This is a genomic window from Paenibacillus sp. 11B (assembly GCF_030487755.1).
GTDB classification, from domain to species: Bacteria; Bacillota; Bacilli; order Paenibacillales; family Paenibacillaceae; genus Paenibacillus; species Paenibacillus vandeheii.
The window spans coordinates 648,363-668,591 of the sequence record NZ_JAUKNS010000001.1; the positions used below are offsets into that span (position 1 = coordinate 648,363).

General features: G+C 45.0%; 15 protein-coding genes. 1 reads left to right on the forward strand and 14 read right to left on the reverse strand.

Features of this window, described 5'->3' with window-relative positions:
- Positions 1-138 precede the first annotated feature (138 nt).
- From Q0V21_RS02800 to Q0V21_RS02845, 10 genes are all read right to left on the reverse strand, one after another.
- On the reverse strand, positions 139-411 hold the full coding sequence (locus Q0V21_RS02800; protein ID WP_024630585.1) for a hypothetical protein: 273 nt from the start codon (positions 409-411) through the stop codon (positions 139-141).
- 23 nt (positions 412-434) lie between these two features.
- Positions 435-1,130 (reverse strand): endonuclease III, encoded by a 696-nt coding sequence (gene nth, locus Q0V21_RS02805; protein ID WP_024630586.1) that lies wholly within the window; start codon positions 1,128-1,130, stop codon positions 435-437.
- Between the two features lie 163 nt (positions 1,131-1,293).
- Entirely contained in the window at positions 1,294-4,032 is a 2,739-nt protein-coding gene (locus tag Q0V21_RS02810) for an S-layer homology domain-containing protein (protein WP_301877481.1), read from the reverse strand.
- 72 nt (positions 4,033-4,104) lie between these two features.
- Positions 4,105-4,788 (reverse strand): GerMN domain-containing protein, encoded by a 684-nt coding sequence (locus Q0V21_RS02815; RefSeq protein WP_301877483.1) that lies wholly within the window; start codon positions 4,786-4,788, stop codon positions 4,105-4,107.
- A 35-nt stretch (positions 4,789-4,823) separates the two neighbouring features.
- Positions 4,824-6,236, reverse strand: coding sequence for an N-acetylmuramoyl-L-alanine amidase family protein (locus Q0V21_RS02820; RefSeq protein WP_094937008.1), 1,413 nt, complete (start codon positions 6,234-6,236; stop codon positions 4,824-4,826).
- Positions 6,237-6,494: 258 nt separating this feature from the next.
- On the reverse strand, positions 6,495-7,901 hold the full coding sequence (locus Q0V21_RS02825) for an N-acetylmuramoyl-L-alanine amidase family protein (protein ID WP_301877485.1): 1,407 nt from the start codon (positions 7,899-7,901) through the stop codon (positions 6,495-6,497).
- 274 nt (positions 7,902-8,175) lie between these two features.
- Entirely contained in the window at positions 8,176-8,793 is a 618-nt protein-coding gene (gene leuD / locus Q0V21_RS02830) for a 3-isopropylmalate dehydratase small subunit (RefSeq protein ID WP_024630591.1), read from the reverse strand.
- 32 nt (positions 8,794-8,825) lie between these two features.
- Positions 8,826-10,247 carry a 3-isopropylmalate dehydratase large subunit gene (gene leuC, locus Q0V21_RS02835; protein WP_079349361.1) on the reverse strand — a complete coding sequence of 474 codons (1,422 nt, stop codon included), beginning with the start codon at positions 10,245-10,247 and terminating at the stop codon, positions 8,826-8,828.
- A 348-nt stretch (positions 10,248-10,595) separates the two neighbouring features.
- Positions 10,596-13,184: a metallophosphoesterase gene (locus tag Q0V21_RS02840; protein WP_301877487.1), complete on the reverse strand. Its 2,589-nt coding sequence runs from the start codon at positions 13,182-13,184 to the stop codon at positions 10,596-10,598.
- 87 nt (positions 13,185-13,271) lie between these two features.
- On the reverse strand, positions 13,272-14,144 hold the full coding sequence (locus Q0V21_RS02845) for a chitosanase (RefSeq protein WP_301877489.1): 873 nt from the start codon (positions 14,142-14,144) through the stop codon (positions 13,272-13,274).
- 281 nt (positions 14,145-14,425) lie between these two features.
- Here Q0V21_RS02845 and Q0V21_RS02850 point away from each other — a divergent pair, with 281 nt between their 5' ends.
- Positions 14,426-15,265 (forward strand): AraC family transcriptional regulator, encoded by an 840-nt coding sequence (locus Q0V21_RS02850; protein ID WP_301877491.1) that lies wholly within the window; start codon positions 14,426-14,428, stop codon positions 15,263-15,265.
- A gap of 347 nt (positions 15,266-15,612) precedes the next feature.
- On the opposite strand, the gene nagA is transcribed toward Q0V21_RS02850, so the two are convergent.
- The 4 genes from nagA to Q0V21_RS02870 all read right to left on the reverse strand — a co-directional run bounded on the left by nagA (position 15,613) and on the right by Q0V21_RS02870 (position 20,225).
- Positions 15,613-16,755, reverse strand: a complete 1,143-nt coding sequence (nagA, locus tag Q0V21_RS02855; protein ID WP_301877492.1) for an N-acetylglucosamine-6-phosphate deacetylase — start codon at positions 16,753-16,755, stop codon at positions 15,613-15,615.
- 26 nt (positions 16,756-16,781) lie between these two features.
- Positions 16,782-17,567, reverse strand: a complete 786-nt coding sequence (locus tag Q0V21_RS02860; protein WP_179282962.1) for a DeoR/GlpR family DNA-binding transcription regulator — start codon at positions 17,565-17,567, stop codon at positions 16,782-16,784.
- Between the two features lie 169 nt (positions 17,568-17,736).
- Positions 17,737-17,982 (reverse strand): GNAT family N-acetyltransferase, encoded by a 246-nt coding sequence (locus Q0V21_RS02865; RefSeq protein ID WP_301877494.1) that lies wholly within the window; start codon positions 17,980-17,982, stop codon positions 17,737-17,739.
- Positions 17,983-18,767: 785 nt separating this feature from the next.
- Entirely contained in the window at positions 18,768-20,225 is a 1,458-nt protein-coding gene (locus Q0V21_RS02870) for a glycoside hydrolase family 1 protein (RefSeq protein WP_079349369.1), read from the reverse strand.
- Positions 20,226-20,229 lie beyond the last annotated feature (4 nt).

Here is a 20,229-nt window from a genome sequence, read left to right on the forward strand (position 1 = left end):
AAAATAAAACCGATCCTGTCGGTTTTATCTGCAAAACGATTGTATTCCATAAGCCTGCTGCGTCCATGCCCATGGGGATCACATTCAATAGGATCACCTATGGACATCGAAGCAGCACAGCTCCATATTTCAAATCTCTTAAGAAACAGCGTTCTCCATCGAAGGCAGCAAAATTTCAAATACTTGTCCATGCTGCAAAATCGTAATGTCACGACCTTTGTCTCTCATGACAACTACTTCTGGTTTCGTAGACATACGCTCCAGATAATGTTCAGGCACATCGCCAGAATGACTTACAGTGATACCTTCTACTTCTTTTTCTTCGTTTTCAGCCATTTCCTGTTCAACGATTTGTTCAAAAATATCGGAGAAGGCCTCAAAATTGTCAGTGTACACGGAAATGCATTTCATGATTACTCATCCTCTTCTACTCATTAATTTATTTTTCGTTTTGGGGTTGTGGCACGTTCCTTATCTTTCCTGATTTGGGACGTTTTCATACGCTTTTTCCCTTCCCTGCATATGTCCAGCAACGGACAGATATGACATTGAGGGTTTTGTGCCTTGCAATGGTAGCGTCCAAAAAATATGATCCGATGATGAGTTAAAGTCCACTCATCCCGGGGTACGCGCTTCATCAGTTTTTTCTCGACTTCAAGTACGGAGTCATCCCAACCTGCCAGTGCCAGCCTTTTGGATACACGTTCAACATGCGTATCCACCGCAATTGCCGGAACTCCAAATGCATTGGATACAACAACATTTGCAGTTTTCCGCCCAACACCAGGGAGCGTCACAAGCTGATCATGTTCCTGCGGTACATCACCGCCATACTGCTCTATTAAAATTCGGCACATGTTCTGAATATGCTTGGCCTTGTTTCGGTACAAGCCGATACGCCGGATATCCTGTTCCAGCTCTTCGAGAGGGACAGCCAGATAATCGGCAGGGCTGGTGTACTTTTGGAACAAGTCTGCGGTTACCTTGTTTACCGTTTCGTCGGTGCACTGGGCAGACAACAGGACGGCTACAGTCAGTTCAAACGCATTGCTGTGATTTAATTCGCAATGTGCATCAGGAAACATCGCTTCCATTGTATCGAGTATATGCCTAACAGTGGCTGCATTCATGAAGAGCTACCTCCCACAAAATGACCCCACGCGGTGGAGCCTTACTTCGAAGCTTCTTTCGAGTACTTTGCAGGGACCCCAAAAATCTTGCAAAAAAAACGTCCTGATACGGGAAAGATCCCGCATCAAGACGGTCATTCTTTTGATCCTCGAAAAGAAACGATTACTGTTTTTGGATCTCCAAAACAACGTTGTTCAGGAGATACAATACAATATTATCATTATCTTTGAGAGATTGCACGCTTAAAGTGTTGTCACCCTGGTGAACAAATGCGCTTGTACCCAGTGCAAAACGATAATTCGTGTCCGAAGTTGACTCGCGTTTAACCAAAATCTGATTACCAACTCCATCATAAGACCAGAACTGCTTGCTCATAACCGTTAACACTCTGAAACGAGTCGAATTGTCCGTATCTTTCGTCATTTCAACACGGTCCCCTACGGTAAGGCTGCTCAGCGTGGTTAACGTAGATCCCGATTTGACCACTTTTACAGCCCCGCTAACAGGAACCGTCTCACTCTGACCGTTAAACAGCTTCAGTGTGACTGACGAAGCATCGACAGATGTCACCTCTGCAAGCGTGCGTTTAACCACCTGAACTACTTTAGGTGTAGTTCCCTCAAATGTTACGTTAATCAAGTTGCCCACTGTCAACTGTGATGCCGTAATAGTCTGACCGCTCTCTCCTGTCAGCACCGCTTGATCAACATAAAACTGACTTGTCAGCGAATCCGATTTCACACGAACGCGACCATTCGTCTCTACAGAGACTACTTCAAATTGAGCAACGGTGTTCAGAGCCACTTTTTGCACATAGTCCTGATTCGAACCCAGCGTAACTGTGACACTATCACCGATCTTCAAATCACTCAGACTTGCTCCAGATTTGTTGTAGATCTCAATCGTTGGAACCGTAGAGTACGGCACAGTGATCGTTTGGTTTCCAGACAACAAACTAATTTTTTTGCCCGAAGTATCAATACTGCTGATTGTACCTTCGTATTTGTAGATCACTTTAACAGATAGCGCACGAGTTCCCACATACGTCAGATCCAATTTGCGACCATCATTCAACAAAGACTCCAATCCAGCAAGTGTTGGCTTCGATGTGTTGTAGTCCAGCTTTGTTTTGTCATCCAGCGTGAACACAAACGGTTTTTTATTGCTGTCGAGAACCGTCAATACTTTTGTTTTGCTGTTGTAGGATACTACGGAAACCCCGTTCATAGGCTCCATCTGACGTCCGATCACTTGAATACGTGTCACACGATCTTCTGAATTTAACGTAAGCTCAACCTGATCTCCATTGGTTGCGTCTGTAATCAGATCATTCAGCGTTGCATCCTGAATTCCGTTAATGACCACTTCCGGCTTTTCTGCCAGCAGCTTCGCTTCCAGCGATCCACCTTCACGTTTAAACGTCAGTGTGGATTGGTTACCACCGATCTCCACCAGTGTACCGCGTAAAGACTGCTCTACACCTTGCGACAATTCGATCGTTTGCAGGATGCTGTCTTTCACCGTATATTTCACGGCACTTCCCGCTTTGAGCTCAGCTAGGGAAAGGATTCGGTCCTGATAACGAATGATCAGATTATCGTTATAGGTGTATTGCTCAGTGGTTCCGGCTGCATTGGTAAGCTTAATGGTTTTGGCAGAAGTTGTTATTTCAGCAACAACACCACTATCACTTTTGTTGACAATACCGGACTTCACACGAATAACGACTGTCTTTTTGTCAGCCGAGAACGTCTCACGCTGCACTTCAATGGTGCTGTCTGTTGTAATATCAGACAGTTTGATTGTATTTCCGTTTTGATCGATAAATGCCGTTGCCTCATCGTAGCCGTATGTTTCGTAATTCTCGCCTACAAACAAACCAATTTTATTACCTGACAATGAACGAGCAAACGTACCTTCAACGCTTTCTACCTGCGGTGTAGCATCAACCACTTCCACATAAGAAGCCGTACCGGTAGTGCCTACAACCTGAACTTTTGTATACAGCTTCACATCCGCAGACGACGCACGGGATTCACTGTCTTTTGTAAAGTAAGGCGTACTGCTGTTCACTGCAAAGTTGACCGCTTTTCCGTCTACCACCAACGTGATCTGCCCATCCTTTAACCCAGTAACATAACCTGTGGATGTGTTCGGATACTTCGTATCCGTTAACGTTTCGCCGCGGCTGAAGAATGTTGCGAGTTGAGCACGGGTTACAGAGCCAGTTGGATTAAATTTGTTGCCATCTACACCTTTGGCAAGGTCCAGGCTTACAGCCAGATTGATGTACCCTTTGCCACTTTCGGAAATGCTATCATTATCCGCAAATCCGGTAGATTGATTGTTTTGCGCCTTCGCTTCAGCATCTTTGTTCAGCGAACGGATCAGCAATTTCGTAATCCATTCACGTGATGCCGGTTTTTGTCCCCAGGATGTTTTGGACACATCCACTGTAGATTCTTCGGTTTTATCAATAAGTCCCAGTTGAAGCGCCAAAGCGACATATGGCTTGAAATAGTTTCCCACTTCCATATTTGTCGGTAATGCCGTAGCCGTGCTGTCGTTCAACTGGTTCTCCTTATTCATAAAACGGATCGCCATCGTCACAGCTTCCTGCTGCGTTACCGCGTCTCCCGGACGGAACAGGCCGTTGTTACCGAGAAGAATGCCTTGATAGGCCAGCTTGTACACATGTTTCTCAGCCCAGTATCCGACCTTGATATCACTGAACAAACCGGTTGGTGCAGCTGTATTGCTTGCAGTTGCAGTCTGACCCTGCCCCGTATCTGTTGATTCTGCTGCCATGGCAGCTCCGCCGGCGCTAAGGGCCATCATGCCTGCAAGCACGGCTGAAACTACTTTTTTAGAGTGTGATGAATTGTTATATTTAAAAGTCACCTGTGATTCCCCTCTCTCATGTAAAACGGCCGATATTCCGCAGATTCACGGTAAAACAACATGCTGTACAAGCTATTCGGATCGTGTCATTGGATGCTCAAGATCCACATGGCCCATCAAACTCTCGGATTGCTTGCCGTCTACCAGCAGATCCAGTGATTTGACTTCATCAAACTGGAAGAACGTTTGCTTCAATGCATCAATGGCAAACACTTCGCCACCTGCACCAAGACGCGCTGTATCCGGCATGTGGATATCCAAGGTAAGCGCACCGTCTTTGAACTGAACCGATTTCAATTCAATTTCTTTCGCCCAAAGGGGAACGAGTTTGTCGTCCTTGCTTTGTTGCAGCGCTGCAAATGCAGCCTTGTACTTGGCTTCATCCGAAGCGTAAGAAATTTCTGCCGATGCTTTGTGCAATTCCAACTCTTCCAGATCTGTGTAATACACATCAATGGTCTTCTTCTCATTGCTTTCGGAAGTTCCAGGTTTCTCTGAAGTAGTTCCACCCGATGGAGTCGTTGTGCCCTCCGTACTGCCTTCTGTTGTACCCGGTGTCGTTGTCGTTGTATCCTCCGGTGCCACAGTCACGGGATCAGTAACATCCGTTTCATTCTGATCCTCAGACGCATTATCCTCTGCTCCCGCACCTTGAGTCTGATTTGGAGCTGGAGCAGCTGTTGGCTTGCTTCCACATCCAGCAGCAACTGTCATAACCGTTACCAGCAGCGCTGCAATCCATAATTTTTTGTTCATTCTAACTCCGCCTCCTGATCATAAGGGTTGAACCCTTATTTAATTCCCAGATACTCCTTGATCCCTGCAACAATCCCTTTGGCTACACTGTTCTGGAAACTTTCAGTGAACAATGCCGCTTCATCACTTTTGTTGCTCAGGAAACCCGCTTCCAGCAAAACAGCCGGCATCGTTGTTTCACGGGTTACGTGGAGACTTGCCGTTTTTACTCCGCGGTCCTTCAGGCCAGATGATTGCAGTAGATACTTGTGCATCACCGTAGCCAATGCCTTGCTATTCGAACGGGTGTAATACGTCTCCACACCGTTTGCCGCTGCAGATCCGCTGTTGGCATGAATGGAAATAAAGATATCCGCCTTCAATTTTTCTGCGATCTTTACTCGTTCGCTCAAAGCCAAAAATGTATCATCGCTGCGCGTCAGCACAACGTCAATGTTGGATTCTTTTTTCAGCAATGCTTCCACTTTCAGAGCCATTGCCAGATTGAAGTCTTTTTCCTTCTTGCCGGTTACACCGATGGCTCCTGGATCCTGATCACCGTGTCCAGCGTCTACAACAACAACTTTTTTGCCGTTGTTTCCAACAGGAGGCTGCGGCGTTGTAGTGCCTTCTTTGTTCAGATCAATCATAACCAGACCAGAGTCACTTTGCACGTCATAACCTTTGGCATTACTCAGATCAATGACAAAACGAAGGGTCGAAGGACTATTGCTGTACAAGGAATAACGAATCTTCGACACATCCGGATATCCACTCACTACAAGCTGTCCATTCTGGTTGCTGTCCAAAGCTTGTCCTTCACTAAAAGAATCAGCGAATGCGGTATTTGGCAAGTCTATAACGATTCGATCGGGTCCTGTCATCGTGAAGACGTTCGGCTTCGTATTTCCGCTTGTTGCAATCAAAAAGCGGTTGTCACTGAAGCTGATGCCGTTCACCAGTACAAGACCATCCTGATCCGATCCTCCACCATCATTACCAGAGTTCGGAGGAGTAGTTGTCCCGTTTCCGGAACCTGAATTCTGGGTAACTAATGTTACCGTCTTCGTTGTATTGTTCCAACCCACCTTAAGACCCATTTGCTCACCAATGAACCTTAAAGGCACAAGTGTGGTTCCATTTTTCACGAGTGGCGGGGCATCCAGGTTCACGTTACTGCCGTTCACCGTTGCCGTCTTCTGTCCAACAATCATCTGCATGGCAGTGTTGTCTTTGCTAATAGTCACGGTGCTTGTTGCCTGTTTCCAGTCCACACCATATCCCAGGCTCTCCGAAATAACCCGAATCGGAACCATCACTTTGCTATTGATGATTTCCGCCTTGGCATCCGAAGGCTGCACAATTTCTTTCCCATCTAGGATAATGTGCGTATCTGCTGCTGCATGACTATAGCCCGGGAAAACGAGCCCAAAGACAAATAACAGTACCAAAAAACCGAACTTCTTCATCCTTCACCCCTACCATTCTCATATTTTTTTGCCGCATGTTGTGCACCTTCAGCTCCGACTGACCACTGAGGCATTACCAGACACCTATTAGACGCCCTGTACTCTCAAAAGTTGCGAATATATTCCAACATAACAGAAAAAAAACGTTGTCAAATCAAGCTTTTTCTACATTTTATTGTCTGTATTTTTCCTTATTTATCAATTATGCATCTCGAAACAACGGACTACCCTGACCTTCATATTTGCGCACAACCTTAATTAAAGACCCAAATATTCAACAATTCCGTCTACGATGGCCTGTGCACATTTGTTCTGATACTCTTCGGTCAACATCATTGCTTCATCCGCAGGATTACTCAGAAATCCGAGTTCAAGCAGAACCGCCGGCATCGTTGTTTCACGGGTTACATGCAGACTTGCCGTTTTGACTCCCCGATCCTTAAATCCCGTAATCGGCAACACATGCTTGTGCAAAATGTCGGCCAAATCCTTACTCTCTTTACGACTGTACAACGTTTCAATTCCATTAGGAACAGGGGTTGTAAACTTGTTTCCATGGATCGACACAAAAATATCCGCCTGATTCAGTTGAGCGATATCCACACGTTGCTGCAGGGATAATTCCGTGTCATCCTGCCTTGTAATTACCGTCTGAATCTCCGTATGCTGTTGTAGAAGTGCCTGAACTTTGAGTCCCACAGCCAAATTAAAGTCCTTCTCATAGGCGCCTGTCACACTGACGGCCCCCGACTGTCTTCCACCATGTCCCGGATCAATAATCACGACCTTTTTGCCATCATTGGTTGGCAAAGCAGGCTGACTGGTTGATTCTCCATTACTCACTGCAAGATCAACAAGCAACACGTTGTTCTCGCCCAGTGACCATTTGGCGGTCGCCACCTGACTCAGATCGAGGACCACACGTACCGTTGAAGGTGTTTGACTAAACACTGCATATCGCACCTTGGAAACCAGTGATGAATCCGTAACCAAAAGAGTTCCGCTGCCATCCGGATTGGTAGCCTGTCCCTGGATGAACTCCTTGGCAAATGTGGTGTCAGGCAGATCTACGATGATCCGATCGGGTCCGCTTAGACTGGAAATCTTCGGTGTGATTTTCCCATTCGTCGCCAGGATCAAACGATCTCCGCCGAAGCTGATGCTTTGAAGCTCAGACAGACCATCCGGCTCAGGAGCTTCCACGGGGTCAATTTCACTTTCCGTACCTGCTACAGGAGGGATGCTGGCTAGGCTTACGGTCTTGGTTCCATTGTCCCATCCCACACGCAGACCCATGCCTTCACCGACAAATCGTAACGGAACCAGTGTAGTTCCCTGTTTAATAAGAGGCGGTGAATCGAGAGTTACCCGATTTCCATTTACTGTGGCAGCATCTTCACCTGCAGTCATCTGGATACTGCTGTTGCCTTTGAGAATACGAACGGTCTGGGTGGCTTTCTCCCATTTCACCTGATAACCGAGGTTTTCAGAGACGATTCGGATGGGCACCATCACGGTTTTGCCAATATTCTCGGCCGGAGCTCCTGACTGTTGATTAATGGTCACACCGTCCAGCACAATCGAGGGAGACGAATCGGCATTTGCCATGACAGGAAATAAACACAGGAACAGAAAAACAAAGACTGCTGCCGACCATTTCTTCATACATCAACCACCATTCTGTTTGTCTTTTGAACCTTCGATCTGATTCGCTGTGATGAAGCACTCGACTCTATCTACCCTTCCATAATCTACTAATCAGTTTATCAGATATTGTCACTCCATCCGGTTACAACGTTGTCATATTTAGTCGGAATACCCTGCAATTCGAAGACAGAATTGCATCGTTGCAAATGCAAAAAAAACTCCAATTCGAGCCAAGGAACGGTGAAGTTCCCTGCACGATTGGAGGTTTGATATACGAAGTACAGATGAAAGATTAGACTGAGGCCGTTTGTCCAAACAATTTAGCTGCATGGCGTTGTTCGTAAGCTGCTATTTCGTCATCATGTTGAAGTGTGAGACCAATATCGTCCAGTCCTTGCAACAGGAATTGACGACGATGCTCATCCAGATCAAAATCAATATGCAGCCCGTAAGCATCTGTAATCGTTTTGTTTTCCAGATTCACATTCATCTCATAGCCTTCATGTGTCGCTGTACGCTGGAACAGATCTTCTACCTGCTCTTCGGACAGCTTGATCGGCAAGATCCCGTTCTTAAAGCAGTTATTGTAGAAGATATCGGCATAAGAAGGTGCAATTACGCAACGGAATCCGTAATCCATAATCGCCCATGGAGCATGCTCACGGGAAGATCCACAGCCAAAGTTAGCGCGTGAGATCAGAATAGATGCACCTTCGTAGCGAGGTTTATTCATTTCGAAGGAAGGGTTGTTGTTGCCCTCTTCGTCAAAACGCCATTCGTAGAACAAAAATTGTCCAAATCCGGTCCGTTCGATCCGTTTCAAAAATTGTTTCGGAATGATTGCATCTGTATCTACATTGACCCGGTCTACCGGTGCAACGATGCCTTGCAGTGTTTTGAATTCATCCATATCATTCGTTCTCCCTTCAATCCGTTCCTTTGTTAGATAGCTGCTTCCGTTTTGAAATTCCAGTCACGTACGTCTACGAAGTGTCCCTTAACCGCTGCTGCTGCCGCCATTGCAGGAGATACGAGGTGAGTCCGTCCTCCGCGTCCCTGACGTCCTTCGAAGTTACGGTTGGAAGTCGAAGCACAACGTTGTCCTGGTTTCAATACATCCGGGTTCATTGCCAGACACATACTGCACCCTGCATCACGCCATTCAAATCCAGCGTCTGTGAAGATTTTATCCAGACCTTCTTTTTCGGCCTGAATTTTAACACGTCCCGAGCCTGGAACAACGATCGCTGTAACATTACTGGATACGGTGTGGCCTTTGGCTACCTGTGCAGCAGCACGCAGATCTTCAATCCGTCCATTGGTGCATGAACCGATAAATACATAATCAACCGGAATTTCGGAGATCGGTGTTCCAGGTTCCAAGCCCATATATTCAAGCGCTTTTTCAGCTGCTTTACGTTCGTTTTCTGTTGGCAGTTCAGCCGGGACAGGAACTTTCGAAGAAATGTCGGTTCCCATTCCTGGGCTAGTACCCCAAGTTACTTGCGGAATTAATGATTCCACATCGATTTCAACGATACGGTCGAATTCAGCACCTTCGTCAGTTACAAGCTCTTTCCAGGCAGCAACCGCTTCATCGAATTTGCCATCGGTAGGTACGTATTCACGTCCACGCAGATATTCAAATGTGGTTTCATCCGGAGCAATCATACCCGCTCTTGCTCCACCTTCAATGGACATGTTGCAGACGGTCATACGCTCTTCCATGCTCAGTTCACGGATCGATTCACCCGTATATTCAATAACATATCCAGTAGCAAAGTCTGTACCGTATTTGGCGATGACTGCGAGAATCATATCCTTAGCGGTTACACCCGGGTTACGTTTGCCGACAAAACGAACTTCCATTGTTTTGGCTTTGGCTTGCTGTAAACATTGGGTTGCCATAACATGCTCTACTTCACTCGTACCGATACCGAATGCGAGTGCACCAAATGCACCATGTGTGGATGTGTGGCTGTCGCCACATACAATTGTTTTACCTGGATGAGTCAGGCCCAGTTCAGGTCCCATAACGTGTACAACACCTTGATCGATGGTATCCAGATCATACAGTTTTACGCCGAAGTCACGGCAGTTTTGTGAAAGTGTGTCGATTTGTTGTTTGGAGATTGGATCCGTAATGTTGAAGCGATCCTTCGTTGGAACGTTGTGATCCATTGTTGCAAACGTAAGTTCAGGGCGACGGACTTTACGACCGCTCAGACGCAGACCTTCAAACGCCTGTGGCGATGTTACTTCATGCACCAGATGCAGATCGATGTACAAAATGCTTGGTTTGCCTTCTTCCTGATGAATCACGTGATTTTCCCAAATTTTCTCAAACATCGTTTTTTTACTCATCATTTTCACCTCATCATAAGTTCGGTCCTTGGAAGAGCCTACGTTGTTCCTCTAAAAGTGAAGCTCTTGAATGACATAAATATATCACCCTGTCCTTCATTGTTCCAAGATATAATATCTATAGATGTAATAGGTTTAACCTATAATGAGGCAAAAGCAAATAAACCACAGCTATACGCGGAGGTTTCAATTGATAACAATTATCATTATCATAAGTCTTATACTACGGTCCAGCTTCTTCGCTGTCAATGCTTTTTATGCAAAATAGAAAAAAGCAGCCCTGTTACCAGGGCTGCTATAACTACATCTCGCCTGTTCCATACGTGCGTATTCCCCATATCTATCCATTCATTGCATTCCTGCCTCTGCTGGAAGCGAATTACTTCTTGTCCCCACTGCTTTGATAACGAAATTGTAGGCTTTGGAAGAATCGATGCCGTTTAATGTATAGCTGTAACTCGTCTGACCGCTTACAGCCGGTACATACACGCTCCAATTCGTGCTGACTTTATCATTCTTCTCGTAAATCCGGTAACCTCGTACCGGCTCAGAACTATTTGCCGGCGCTTTCCACGAAAGAACTGCACGGTTCGCTGACTGTTTTACTGCGCTTGCATTTTGAACTGTGCCGGGTCTGACGTCAGTCCGTTTAATACTGTAAGCATCATAGACGGCAAGAGGTTTATCTTTAACTGCTGTGTAGGATGTAAATTTCAGCACATCGCTTGTAATGGAAACATCCACGAACATTTTCTTGTTGGGCTGATCGTTTTTTGCTGCAAAAAACGTGTCTGCGTCTGGATTAAGAGCATAGAATTTCGAAGCGGCCGAGTTACCCATTAGATATACAGTCCCTTTAGGATTCAGCACATTTCCCTGCTCATCGGTAATGACATTCTTAATTGGAACGTTGTTCAGCATTTGAAAAGACCTCATATACATATGGTCATGTCCCTCAAACACCATATCCACACCCAGCTCATCAAATACAGGAATCAGATATTTTCGGTAAAATTCTACCCGTTCACTTTCTGCTGAAGCATTATCCCCTGAAGAATAAGCTCCCTTATGCATAGAGACGAATTTCCACTTCTTGTCGGTCTTTGCCACCTGATTCCGCATCCATTCCAACTGCTTCGTGAATTGAATATCCGCTTTGTAAGGCTTGACCTCCCCTTCGTACTGGGAATTGATTTGCATGAACAGGGCATCGCCGTATTCGAAAGCATACACTGACCCGTCATGAGCACCCGTTCCGACATCTTTTGGAAGATTAAAATGGTTATAGAAGTTATTGTTCGGATAATCCTCTATCTCATGATTGCCGATGATCGGCGCAAATGGCACATTGGCAAATTCTTTTTTCGGCACACCCAAGAACCACTGCCACAGCTGCTCCAGATCACCATCATCCGTTAGATCCCCTGTAAGAAGAACAAACTTGGGATCTACTGTTTTCTCAATAGCTCTCTTAAAAGTATCCTGCCACAGATCGAAATTCGACTTGCTGGAGCCTTGGGTGTCGGTTACATAGAGGAAATGGAAATCCTGATTATTCGCTTTGTCCGTGGTAAAAGAACCTGTCTCGCTCCAGCCGTCCGCATCACCGTTACCAGCCCGGTACATATACTTGGTTCCAGGCTTGAGACCGCTTGCGATAACCTTATGACTGGCGAACTTTTTATACTTCTTGGAACTTCTGTCTCCTGTCGTCATTAAGGTTTCAATAACTGTTGAGCTTCCCTCATAGGAAGTTGCCAGTTGTTCCGGGAACTCGCTTCCTCCCGCATTGGAAGCCTCTACCACTTGCACTACTGTACCTCTAACGGTTTCGGCTGTATACCAGTCAAAGGCGATACTTGTCTTTGGATCCCCATTAAAAGTCATGTTCAGCAGCGTTGGTGTTTTGTTGCCGGTGTCCTGAGACTTGGTCTTAAAGCTCCAGGTAATATCGTTGTCGGGTGTCCGGCCGTCCATTGTCCCCTTAAGAAGCTCTTTAGGGATGGTCACCTTGTAAGTTTTGCCGGCAGTAAAATTAGGGTGGCTGACTTTAATCGTATCTTGGTCGAGGAGCGAGGCTGAGATGTTGTTTAGAGGCGCACTGTTTTCCGTGATTACAACTTGATAACCACTGTTGAGACTGATCGCTTTATTAAACTTTATTGTGATCTCTGCGTTAAGAGAAACATCCGCAGCTCCTGAAGCGGGAGTTTTGCTTACCTCAAGTGTGGGAGTGTCCCCAGGTTCGCCACTGCTGCGTGTTCCTTTAATGACTACATCCTTGATTCTGCTTGAGCCTGAGCTGGATACCGTTCCTCCGCTTACGCTTTTCAAAGAGTCTACCACCCAGCGGATATAGAGTACATCTTGATTGTTTGTTCCCGCAGGCAAAGCGAGGTTCGTTAATTTGCAGGAATTATTGGCACAATTAAAATTGTTCTGGGCAAGAACCAGTTTACCGCCCACAACATCTGTCCATTCCTGCTGATTCGTGCTGTATTGTACCTTAAAATCCCTGGGTCCCGTACTTGAAGAAGTTTGCTGTGAAGAGAGGAAGATACCTTCGAAGCCTTTGGTTGAGAGCGTGGCAAGCCAGTATTTAACGCCCGTTCCTTCATGCCAGCCCTGGTTGCGTACACTGTTCTCACCTGACTCAAAGGTGTATGCAGCTGTATTTGTTCCTACATCACGAATGGATGAAGCTGTCTGATATACCCCGCCGGTAGCCGGAAATATTCCGTTCTCACCTTTGTCTTTAAAAATCCACTGGGCAATCGTTTCCTGAACTGCAGCTGCTTCACTTGCAAGATCTTCCTCATTTCCTTCCCTTCCTGCTGAGACAAAACCGGTCAACTCCATCGCAAGCAGCATACCTATAACTATTAAACTGATTACCTTGGAAAATCTGTGCTTGAGATAAGATTGGTTTTTATCCATTCGGCCCACCTCCCTCTTCATTAAACTCACTTTCATCGAACTGCCGCTACCGAGAAGAACGGCGGTTCTGCTACCCTTGCATTTCTGTTACTTGAGTTCCCAGTCGGTAACTTGACGTACTGCCGAATCTGCGTTCTTCAAGTCTGTCTCACCCATATTCAGCAAATTGCTCCACTGCTTTACACGATTTTTCCCGTTAGGCGGAGAGTTGTAGTCATTCGTATCCACAATCTTGGTCCGTTCCTTATAGAATTTGGTCATGAAAGTCTTCTCATCCGTGCTGCCTCCTGATTTACCCAAAAGCCCTTGTAGGGTCTCGGAGCCGCCTGTCGCTCCATGGTTCAGCGCTGCGTCCACAAAGGAACCAATCGTTAATGCCGAGTTAAAGCCGCGTTTGCGGGCCTGATCCACACTGTACTTAATATAGACATTGTAGAACGTTTTCCACATAGCCTCTCTCCACTCGGGATCATTTTGCAAATTGCCGATCTTTTTGCAGAAACTCTTTTCGCTTTCATTGATTTCGAGTACTTTTCCTTTCATCGAACCCTTGACACCGATCCGGGCCAATGCGCCTTTAACCGAAGGATTACTCGCGCCTTTGGCAGCGTCATATTCCTTGAACAGATCTGGACCGTCAGGACCGGTGTCATTTGGGCCGCCTGTAGTCGCACCAAATATTCCAATCGTATAACCGCGGTCATCATCAATATCTTCACAATATCCGTAAAACTTGGTCCAGTTCAGATCGTCCTGCTCCGGTTTATTGACAAGCATCATAATATTGTTCCACTGCTCACCATCCAGTCCTGTGTTGACACGCAAGAATTGAAGTGTTGCCGGTGAGAATTTAGAATCAGGGTTCCCAGCCGCATAACTTTTCTGTTGAGACGCATTGGACAGAGAGCCATAAGAAAAAATAATTGAAAAGCTGAGCAGGATCAACAATGAAAATTTCATCTTCTTAAAAACCTTACTATTCGTTGAATTAAGCACCGCAATCTCTCCCTTATTTTAATAGTATAAGCGCTTTAACTTTTGGCAGCAGGGAACCTTATGAACCTTATCCTCAAACATCTGAGTATGACACCCCTCCTTTTTCCAACACTTGGTAAATTCATTTCAAGCTTATCTCAAAAAGTTTGTCTGAACAGCACGTATTCTCTTGTGATTATTAAATTTTTATACATATATTGCTACATGCTGTAATTCAAGTCTACAATCCTCTTAGGAGGTGTTAAATGAAGCCGATATTTTATGAATCTACTCTTTTTGACATCAGCCGCAAGAAACAGATATATACCAGCATGCCTTCCAGCCACTATCATGATGCATATGAGATTCTGTATTTAATATCAGGAGATTTTTATTATTTTATAGGGGACAGAACATACCAGGTTGCGGGCGGAACACTGCTATTTATGGATATTCACGAAAGGCACAAGCTGGTTAATTCCGGCTGCAATATGTATGAACGGGTTACACTGCTGTTCAAGAAAGAATTCCTGCAGCATTTGTGTACCGGCGGTCAATGTGAGGAACTGCTCGAATTGTTCAAAAGTGATTACCGCGCTTTGAAGATGACCGGGAAGGATCAGTATTTCATTGAACAGCTTTTTCAGAAGATGATCCAGGAGGAGCAGAAGCAAGCCCGCGGCTATGAACAGTACCAACAAATTTTATTGGTGGAGTTGCTCATCAATCTTAATCGTAAACTGTTTGACAGCCTTGCAGCTCCATTGGTGGAATCCAATCGTGCACACAAGAAAGTTCTGGACATCGTTAATTATGTAAATCAACATTATATGGAACCGCTTAAGCTCTGTGAGATTTCACGGCAATTCGATATAAGCACTTCTTACCTTTGCCGAACCTTTAAAGAATCCACCGGGTTCAGCTTCATTGAATATATTAATAACATCCGTATTAAAGAAGCGCGTGATTTGCTGGTGGGCTCTTCGTTTAATGTTACTGAAATTGCAGGAATGGTGGGGTTTGATAACACCTCCCATTTCGGACGAACCTTCAAATTAATGATGGGCATCTCGCCGCTTTGCTTCCGCAAACAATTTAAATCTTAATATCAAAACCATTGGGATACCTATCATTAGAGAAAATAATGTGCCCAATCTCTCCCCCGTCTATAGTATCGTACCCTGCCGACATAGTATAACGATAGAATATTAACATTCCGGTTAGTGAGATTCCCTCATATACTCATTCGCCATTATGGATACCTTTTGAAAAATACCCTTAATCGAGTAGGAGGGGGCGTCAAGCCCCCCCTACCTCTCACACCACCGTACGTACCGTTCGGTATATGACGGTTCATTATTGGTATCCATTCTTCTCCTTATTACGTGCTTCACTCTTTTGATTCAAGGCAGTTATACACGGCTTTCGCTGTGGAATCGCAAATAATAGTGATTTATAGAATTTGACCACCCACCATCGTCCAGAGAACCTGAAATTCATCATCCAATAGGACCAGGTCGGCATCGAAACCAGAGGAAATTTCCCCCTTTTGTTGAAATCCAAGAATATTGGCCGGCGTAGTTGAAGCCATCTGTACGGCATCTATCAAGGGAATTCCGGTTTCGACGGTATAACGTAAGGCTTCATTCATGGTAACTGTACTGGAGGCCAGTGTTCCATCCTCCATTCTTGCAATGCCACCCGATACCGTGACATGATGGCCTCCAAATAGATAATTCCCATCGCCCATACCCATTGCTTGTAAAGCATCTGTGATCAAGACCATTCCTTCCGGTCCTTTCAGGTTATGCATCAGTCGAATAATAGCAGGATGCAGATGGACATTATCCACAATAGCTTGAAGACTTACATGTTTCTCTTCAAAAGCAGCCACGATCAGACCCGGATCTCGATGATGGATCGGCCGCATGCCATTAAAACAATGCGTGACATGACTCGCACCTGATGTAAAGGCTTGTTTGGCTTCCTCATATGTGGCATCCGAATGAGCGATCGCTATAACTACTCCCTGTTCTTTCAAAAAGGAAATCAAGTCCATTCCTCCCGGCAGCTCGGGAGCAATAGTAACCATCTTAATGAGTGACCCTGCTTCCTGGAAAATGATCTTCATTTCTTCTATGTTGGGATGCCGCAAATACTTTTCATTCTGCATTCCTTTTCGCTTCGGGTTCAGATACGGTCCCTCTAAGTGAATCCCTGCGATCTTTGCTCCCACTTCTTGTCCTATTACACGCTTGACACTACGAATCATTTCCAGAAGATCCTCCATCGTAGAACTAACAGATGTAGCCAGAAATGAGGTACACCCCGTTGAAGCACATTGACGTGAAACTTCTTGAATACTCTCTTCAGTACCGTCCATCATATCAAAGCCATTGGCACCGTGGATATGAACATCTATCATTCCAGGTACTAGCAAATGTCCTCTCCCATCAATCCGTTCATACTCTCCTTCTAGCGTAGGAAGATCACCTGTGTCTATCCTCATGATTTTCCCTTCAGAAATCCACACATTGGCTGATGGAACGATACGGTTGCGAAGTGCCATTTGTACATTATGCAAAATATAATACATAAAAACCCTCCTCTTCCCTATGGTTATCAGTCTTGCTTTCGAACCTCTTCATTTTCTTCCTGACACTCAATAACAGTGATGTTCTTCTGATCCAGAACTTCTCTGATCTCACTCGGGAGTTCCAGATTTGTGACTAAAATGTCAACGAAATCAAAGTCCAGCCGATGAATAGATTTGCCAATAAATTTTGTGTGATCGGCTACTACGATAACCTGATCAGATCTTCTGGCCATTTCTTTCTTTACCCGGGCATCTTCTTCATATGGATAATAGAGTCCATCAGACCGGATCGCCGATGCTCCAATGAAGGCTTTATCAGCACGAATTTCACTTAGTTTATCGATAATGGAAGAGCCATATAAAAAGCGGTGCTTTACATTCAAGTAACCACCGAGAATATAGATTTGAAGATCCTCTCGATTGGACAAGATCCCTACGTTATCAATCGAGTGCGTGACCACCGTGCAATTTTTTGCGCTAATTTGTTCCGCTACAAATTGCACCGTGGTTGATACGTCTAAAATCACAGTCTCATGGTCTTGGATAAGTTTTGCCCCAAACTTCCCTATTTTTTTCTTACTCTCGGATTCATCAATCAAACGATCCTGATAAGACAGCATTTCTTTCTGTAACTCAGGTAACGATAGCCCCCCATGAGTTCGAATCACAACGCCTTCTTGTACTAATCTAACAATATCCCTTCGTGCAGTATCCCTTGATACTTCAAACAGCGTACATATATCTGTAACACTCATCGATTGGTGTTGTTTCAAGTATTCGAGTATTTTTAACAATCTTTCCTCTTGATACACAATACTCGCACCTCCTTTTAAGTAATTATAAGTGTAATTTTGAGTGTTTGCAAGTGATTATAAGTAAATCTTAAGTCAGTTCAAGTATTTATTCCTGACCGTTTAATAAAAATGACGTTAGCCAGATGAATTTACATCCGTTAACCTCTTCATAAGTTAAGATTTACTGCTAAGAAAATTTTTTTGATTTTTCAATACAAAAACCAGCCTTTTGATACAAATGAATTGCACCTTTATTCTTGTCTGACACATGTAAAGTCAATTGCTCAAACTCCGGATGATTATAAATGAAATCTTGAGCCCAACTAAGAACAAGCTGGCCAGTGCCTTGGTTTCGGCATGTCATATAAATAATGTAGATCCGATTCAAATAAGTTGGGTAGTTGAACCCTTTTTTCATAAAGACTTCTTGCATTTATTTGTTCTTCTTCTTTGAATTCAGTCCATTTCCTCATATGTCGAGTATCCAAGGTTTTAATTTGATAATTTGAGCCTGCATTACTTTGCATTTCATTGTGTTCCTTAAGCGTTTTCTGAATAAAGTGTTTAAGAACGCTCGGATCCGTATTCCTGAACGATGGTGTCCAGCGTCACTCCATCGACGCCACCACTGCCACCACTCGCCTTGACCTGTTTCCATGCTTCCCAAAGAATATCTTCTCGGTAAACCTTGTCATATAGCGCATGAAACCGACGTCTCGGATCTTCCTTGGCCGCCAGGTATAGTACGTTTTGAAGTTGAGGGTCTCCCTAGTTCCAGACCCAATTTTCTCCACATGCCGTTCCCCATACACCGGAGAGTTCTTCCGCGCTGCACTTCCAAAGGCTTCACGCGTTCCATGGCCTTCGCCCATATTTCCGAGACTCGGCTCTCTCTTGTCCTAAAAAAAAGGTTCTTTTTGACGATGCGGCAGGATTCACTTCATGTTACGGCCTGTAGATTTGCTCGCACTTCCGTGGAAGTTACTTTGTCACGGGGCTTCAACCTTAGAATTTCTCCACCAGTTGCCCGTCAGCTACGAGGCGACTTGGCTCTTACCTCGACCGGACTTTCACCGGTTAGTTGTGTCTAGCTTGGCTAGGCGCGCAAAATAGAAAAAAAGCAGCCCTGAAACCAGAGCTGCCATATCTTCATTATGGGTTAAACAATCACGTCTTCTATCCTGCTCAGTCTTACAATCATTTTTGACTACACATATTCTACAGACCGTTATTTGTAATTACCTCTTTGTACCAGTAGAAGCTCTTCTTGCGTTTTCTCTCCAACGTTCCGTTACCGTCATTGTCCTGATCGACGTAGATAAAGCCATATCTTTTTTCCATCTCGGAGGAGGAATAACTAATCAGATCAATAATGCCCCAACTGGTGTAACCCATCAATTCGACCCCGTCGAGAATAGCTTCATGCATCTGCTCCATATGGGAACGGAAATAATCGATCCGGTAATCATCCTGAATGCTGCCGTCTTCTTCAATCGTATCGACGGCTCCGATCCCATTTTCAACAATAAATAATGGCACTCCATAGCGACTATACAGCTCGTTCAGGGAAATACGCAGGCCTACCGGATCAATCTGCCAGCCCCAGTCATTGGTGTTCAGATAAGGGTTCTTTACACCCCCCGTGGTGTTACCGCTCACCTGCTCCAGTCTGTCCCCGTCGACACTCGATACAAGCGACATATAATAACTGAATGAAATAAAGTCCACCGTGTGCACTTTCAGAATCTCCTCGTCACCTTCCAGCATATCCAGTACGATCCCTTTTTCGGCAAACAATCTCTTCGTAAAGTATGGATACGCCCCACGGACTTGAACATCCGTAAACATGAGATTGAACTGATTGTCCCTGGAAGCCACCAATACATCTTCGGGATTACACGTATGGGCATATGTCGTCAACTTGGTAAGCATGCATCCGATCTGAGAACCGGGAATGATCTCATGACAATATTTCACCGCCAGGCTACTGGCCACAAATTGATGATGCAGCGCCTGATATACAGCTTGTTCCACGTTGTCAATACGATTTGGAACAATACCACCACTCGTAAACGGGTGACGAACGATGCTGTCAATCTCATTAAAGGTAATCCAGTATTTTACTTTCTCCTTATATCGATTAAACACCGTTTGGCAAAAGTGCACAAAATAATCGACCACTTTGCGATCCGTCCAGCCCCCATAATGATTAACCAGATACATCGGCATCTCATAATGAGATAACGTGATCAGTGGTTCAATGCCCTGCTTCAACATGCCATCAATAACACGATCATAAAATTGTAAACCGGCTTCATTTGGCTCCGTTTCATTCCCATTTGGGAAGATCCGTGTCCATGCAATGGACAAACGCAATGTTTTCAGACCCATTTCCCCAAACAAGGCCAGGTCTTCCTCGTAACGATGGTAGAAATCAATGCCCCTGCGTTTCGGATATTCTCTATCCGACGTTGATTCCATCGCTTCCTGGATCTGTTCTTCCGTAATCGCATTATGCTTTTTGTACTCACTCTTGGCCACACCTTTTCGATACATGGCGATATCCGCTGTAGACAGACCCTTGCCATCGACATTCCAGGCGCCTTCCGCCTGATTGGCTGCAATGGCTCCTCCCCATAAAAAACCTTCCGGGAACGTTCTTGTTATATTGGTCATTGTG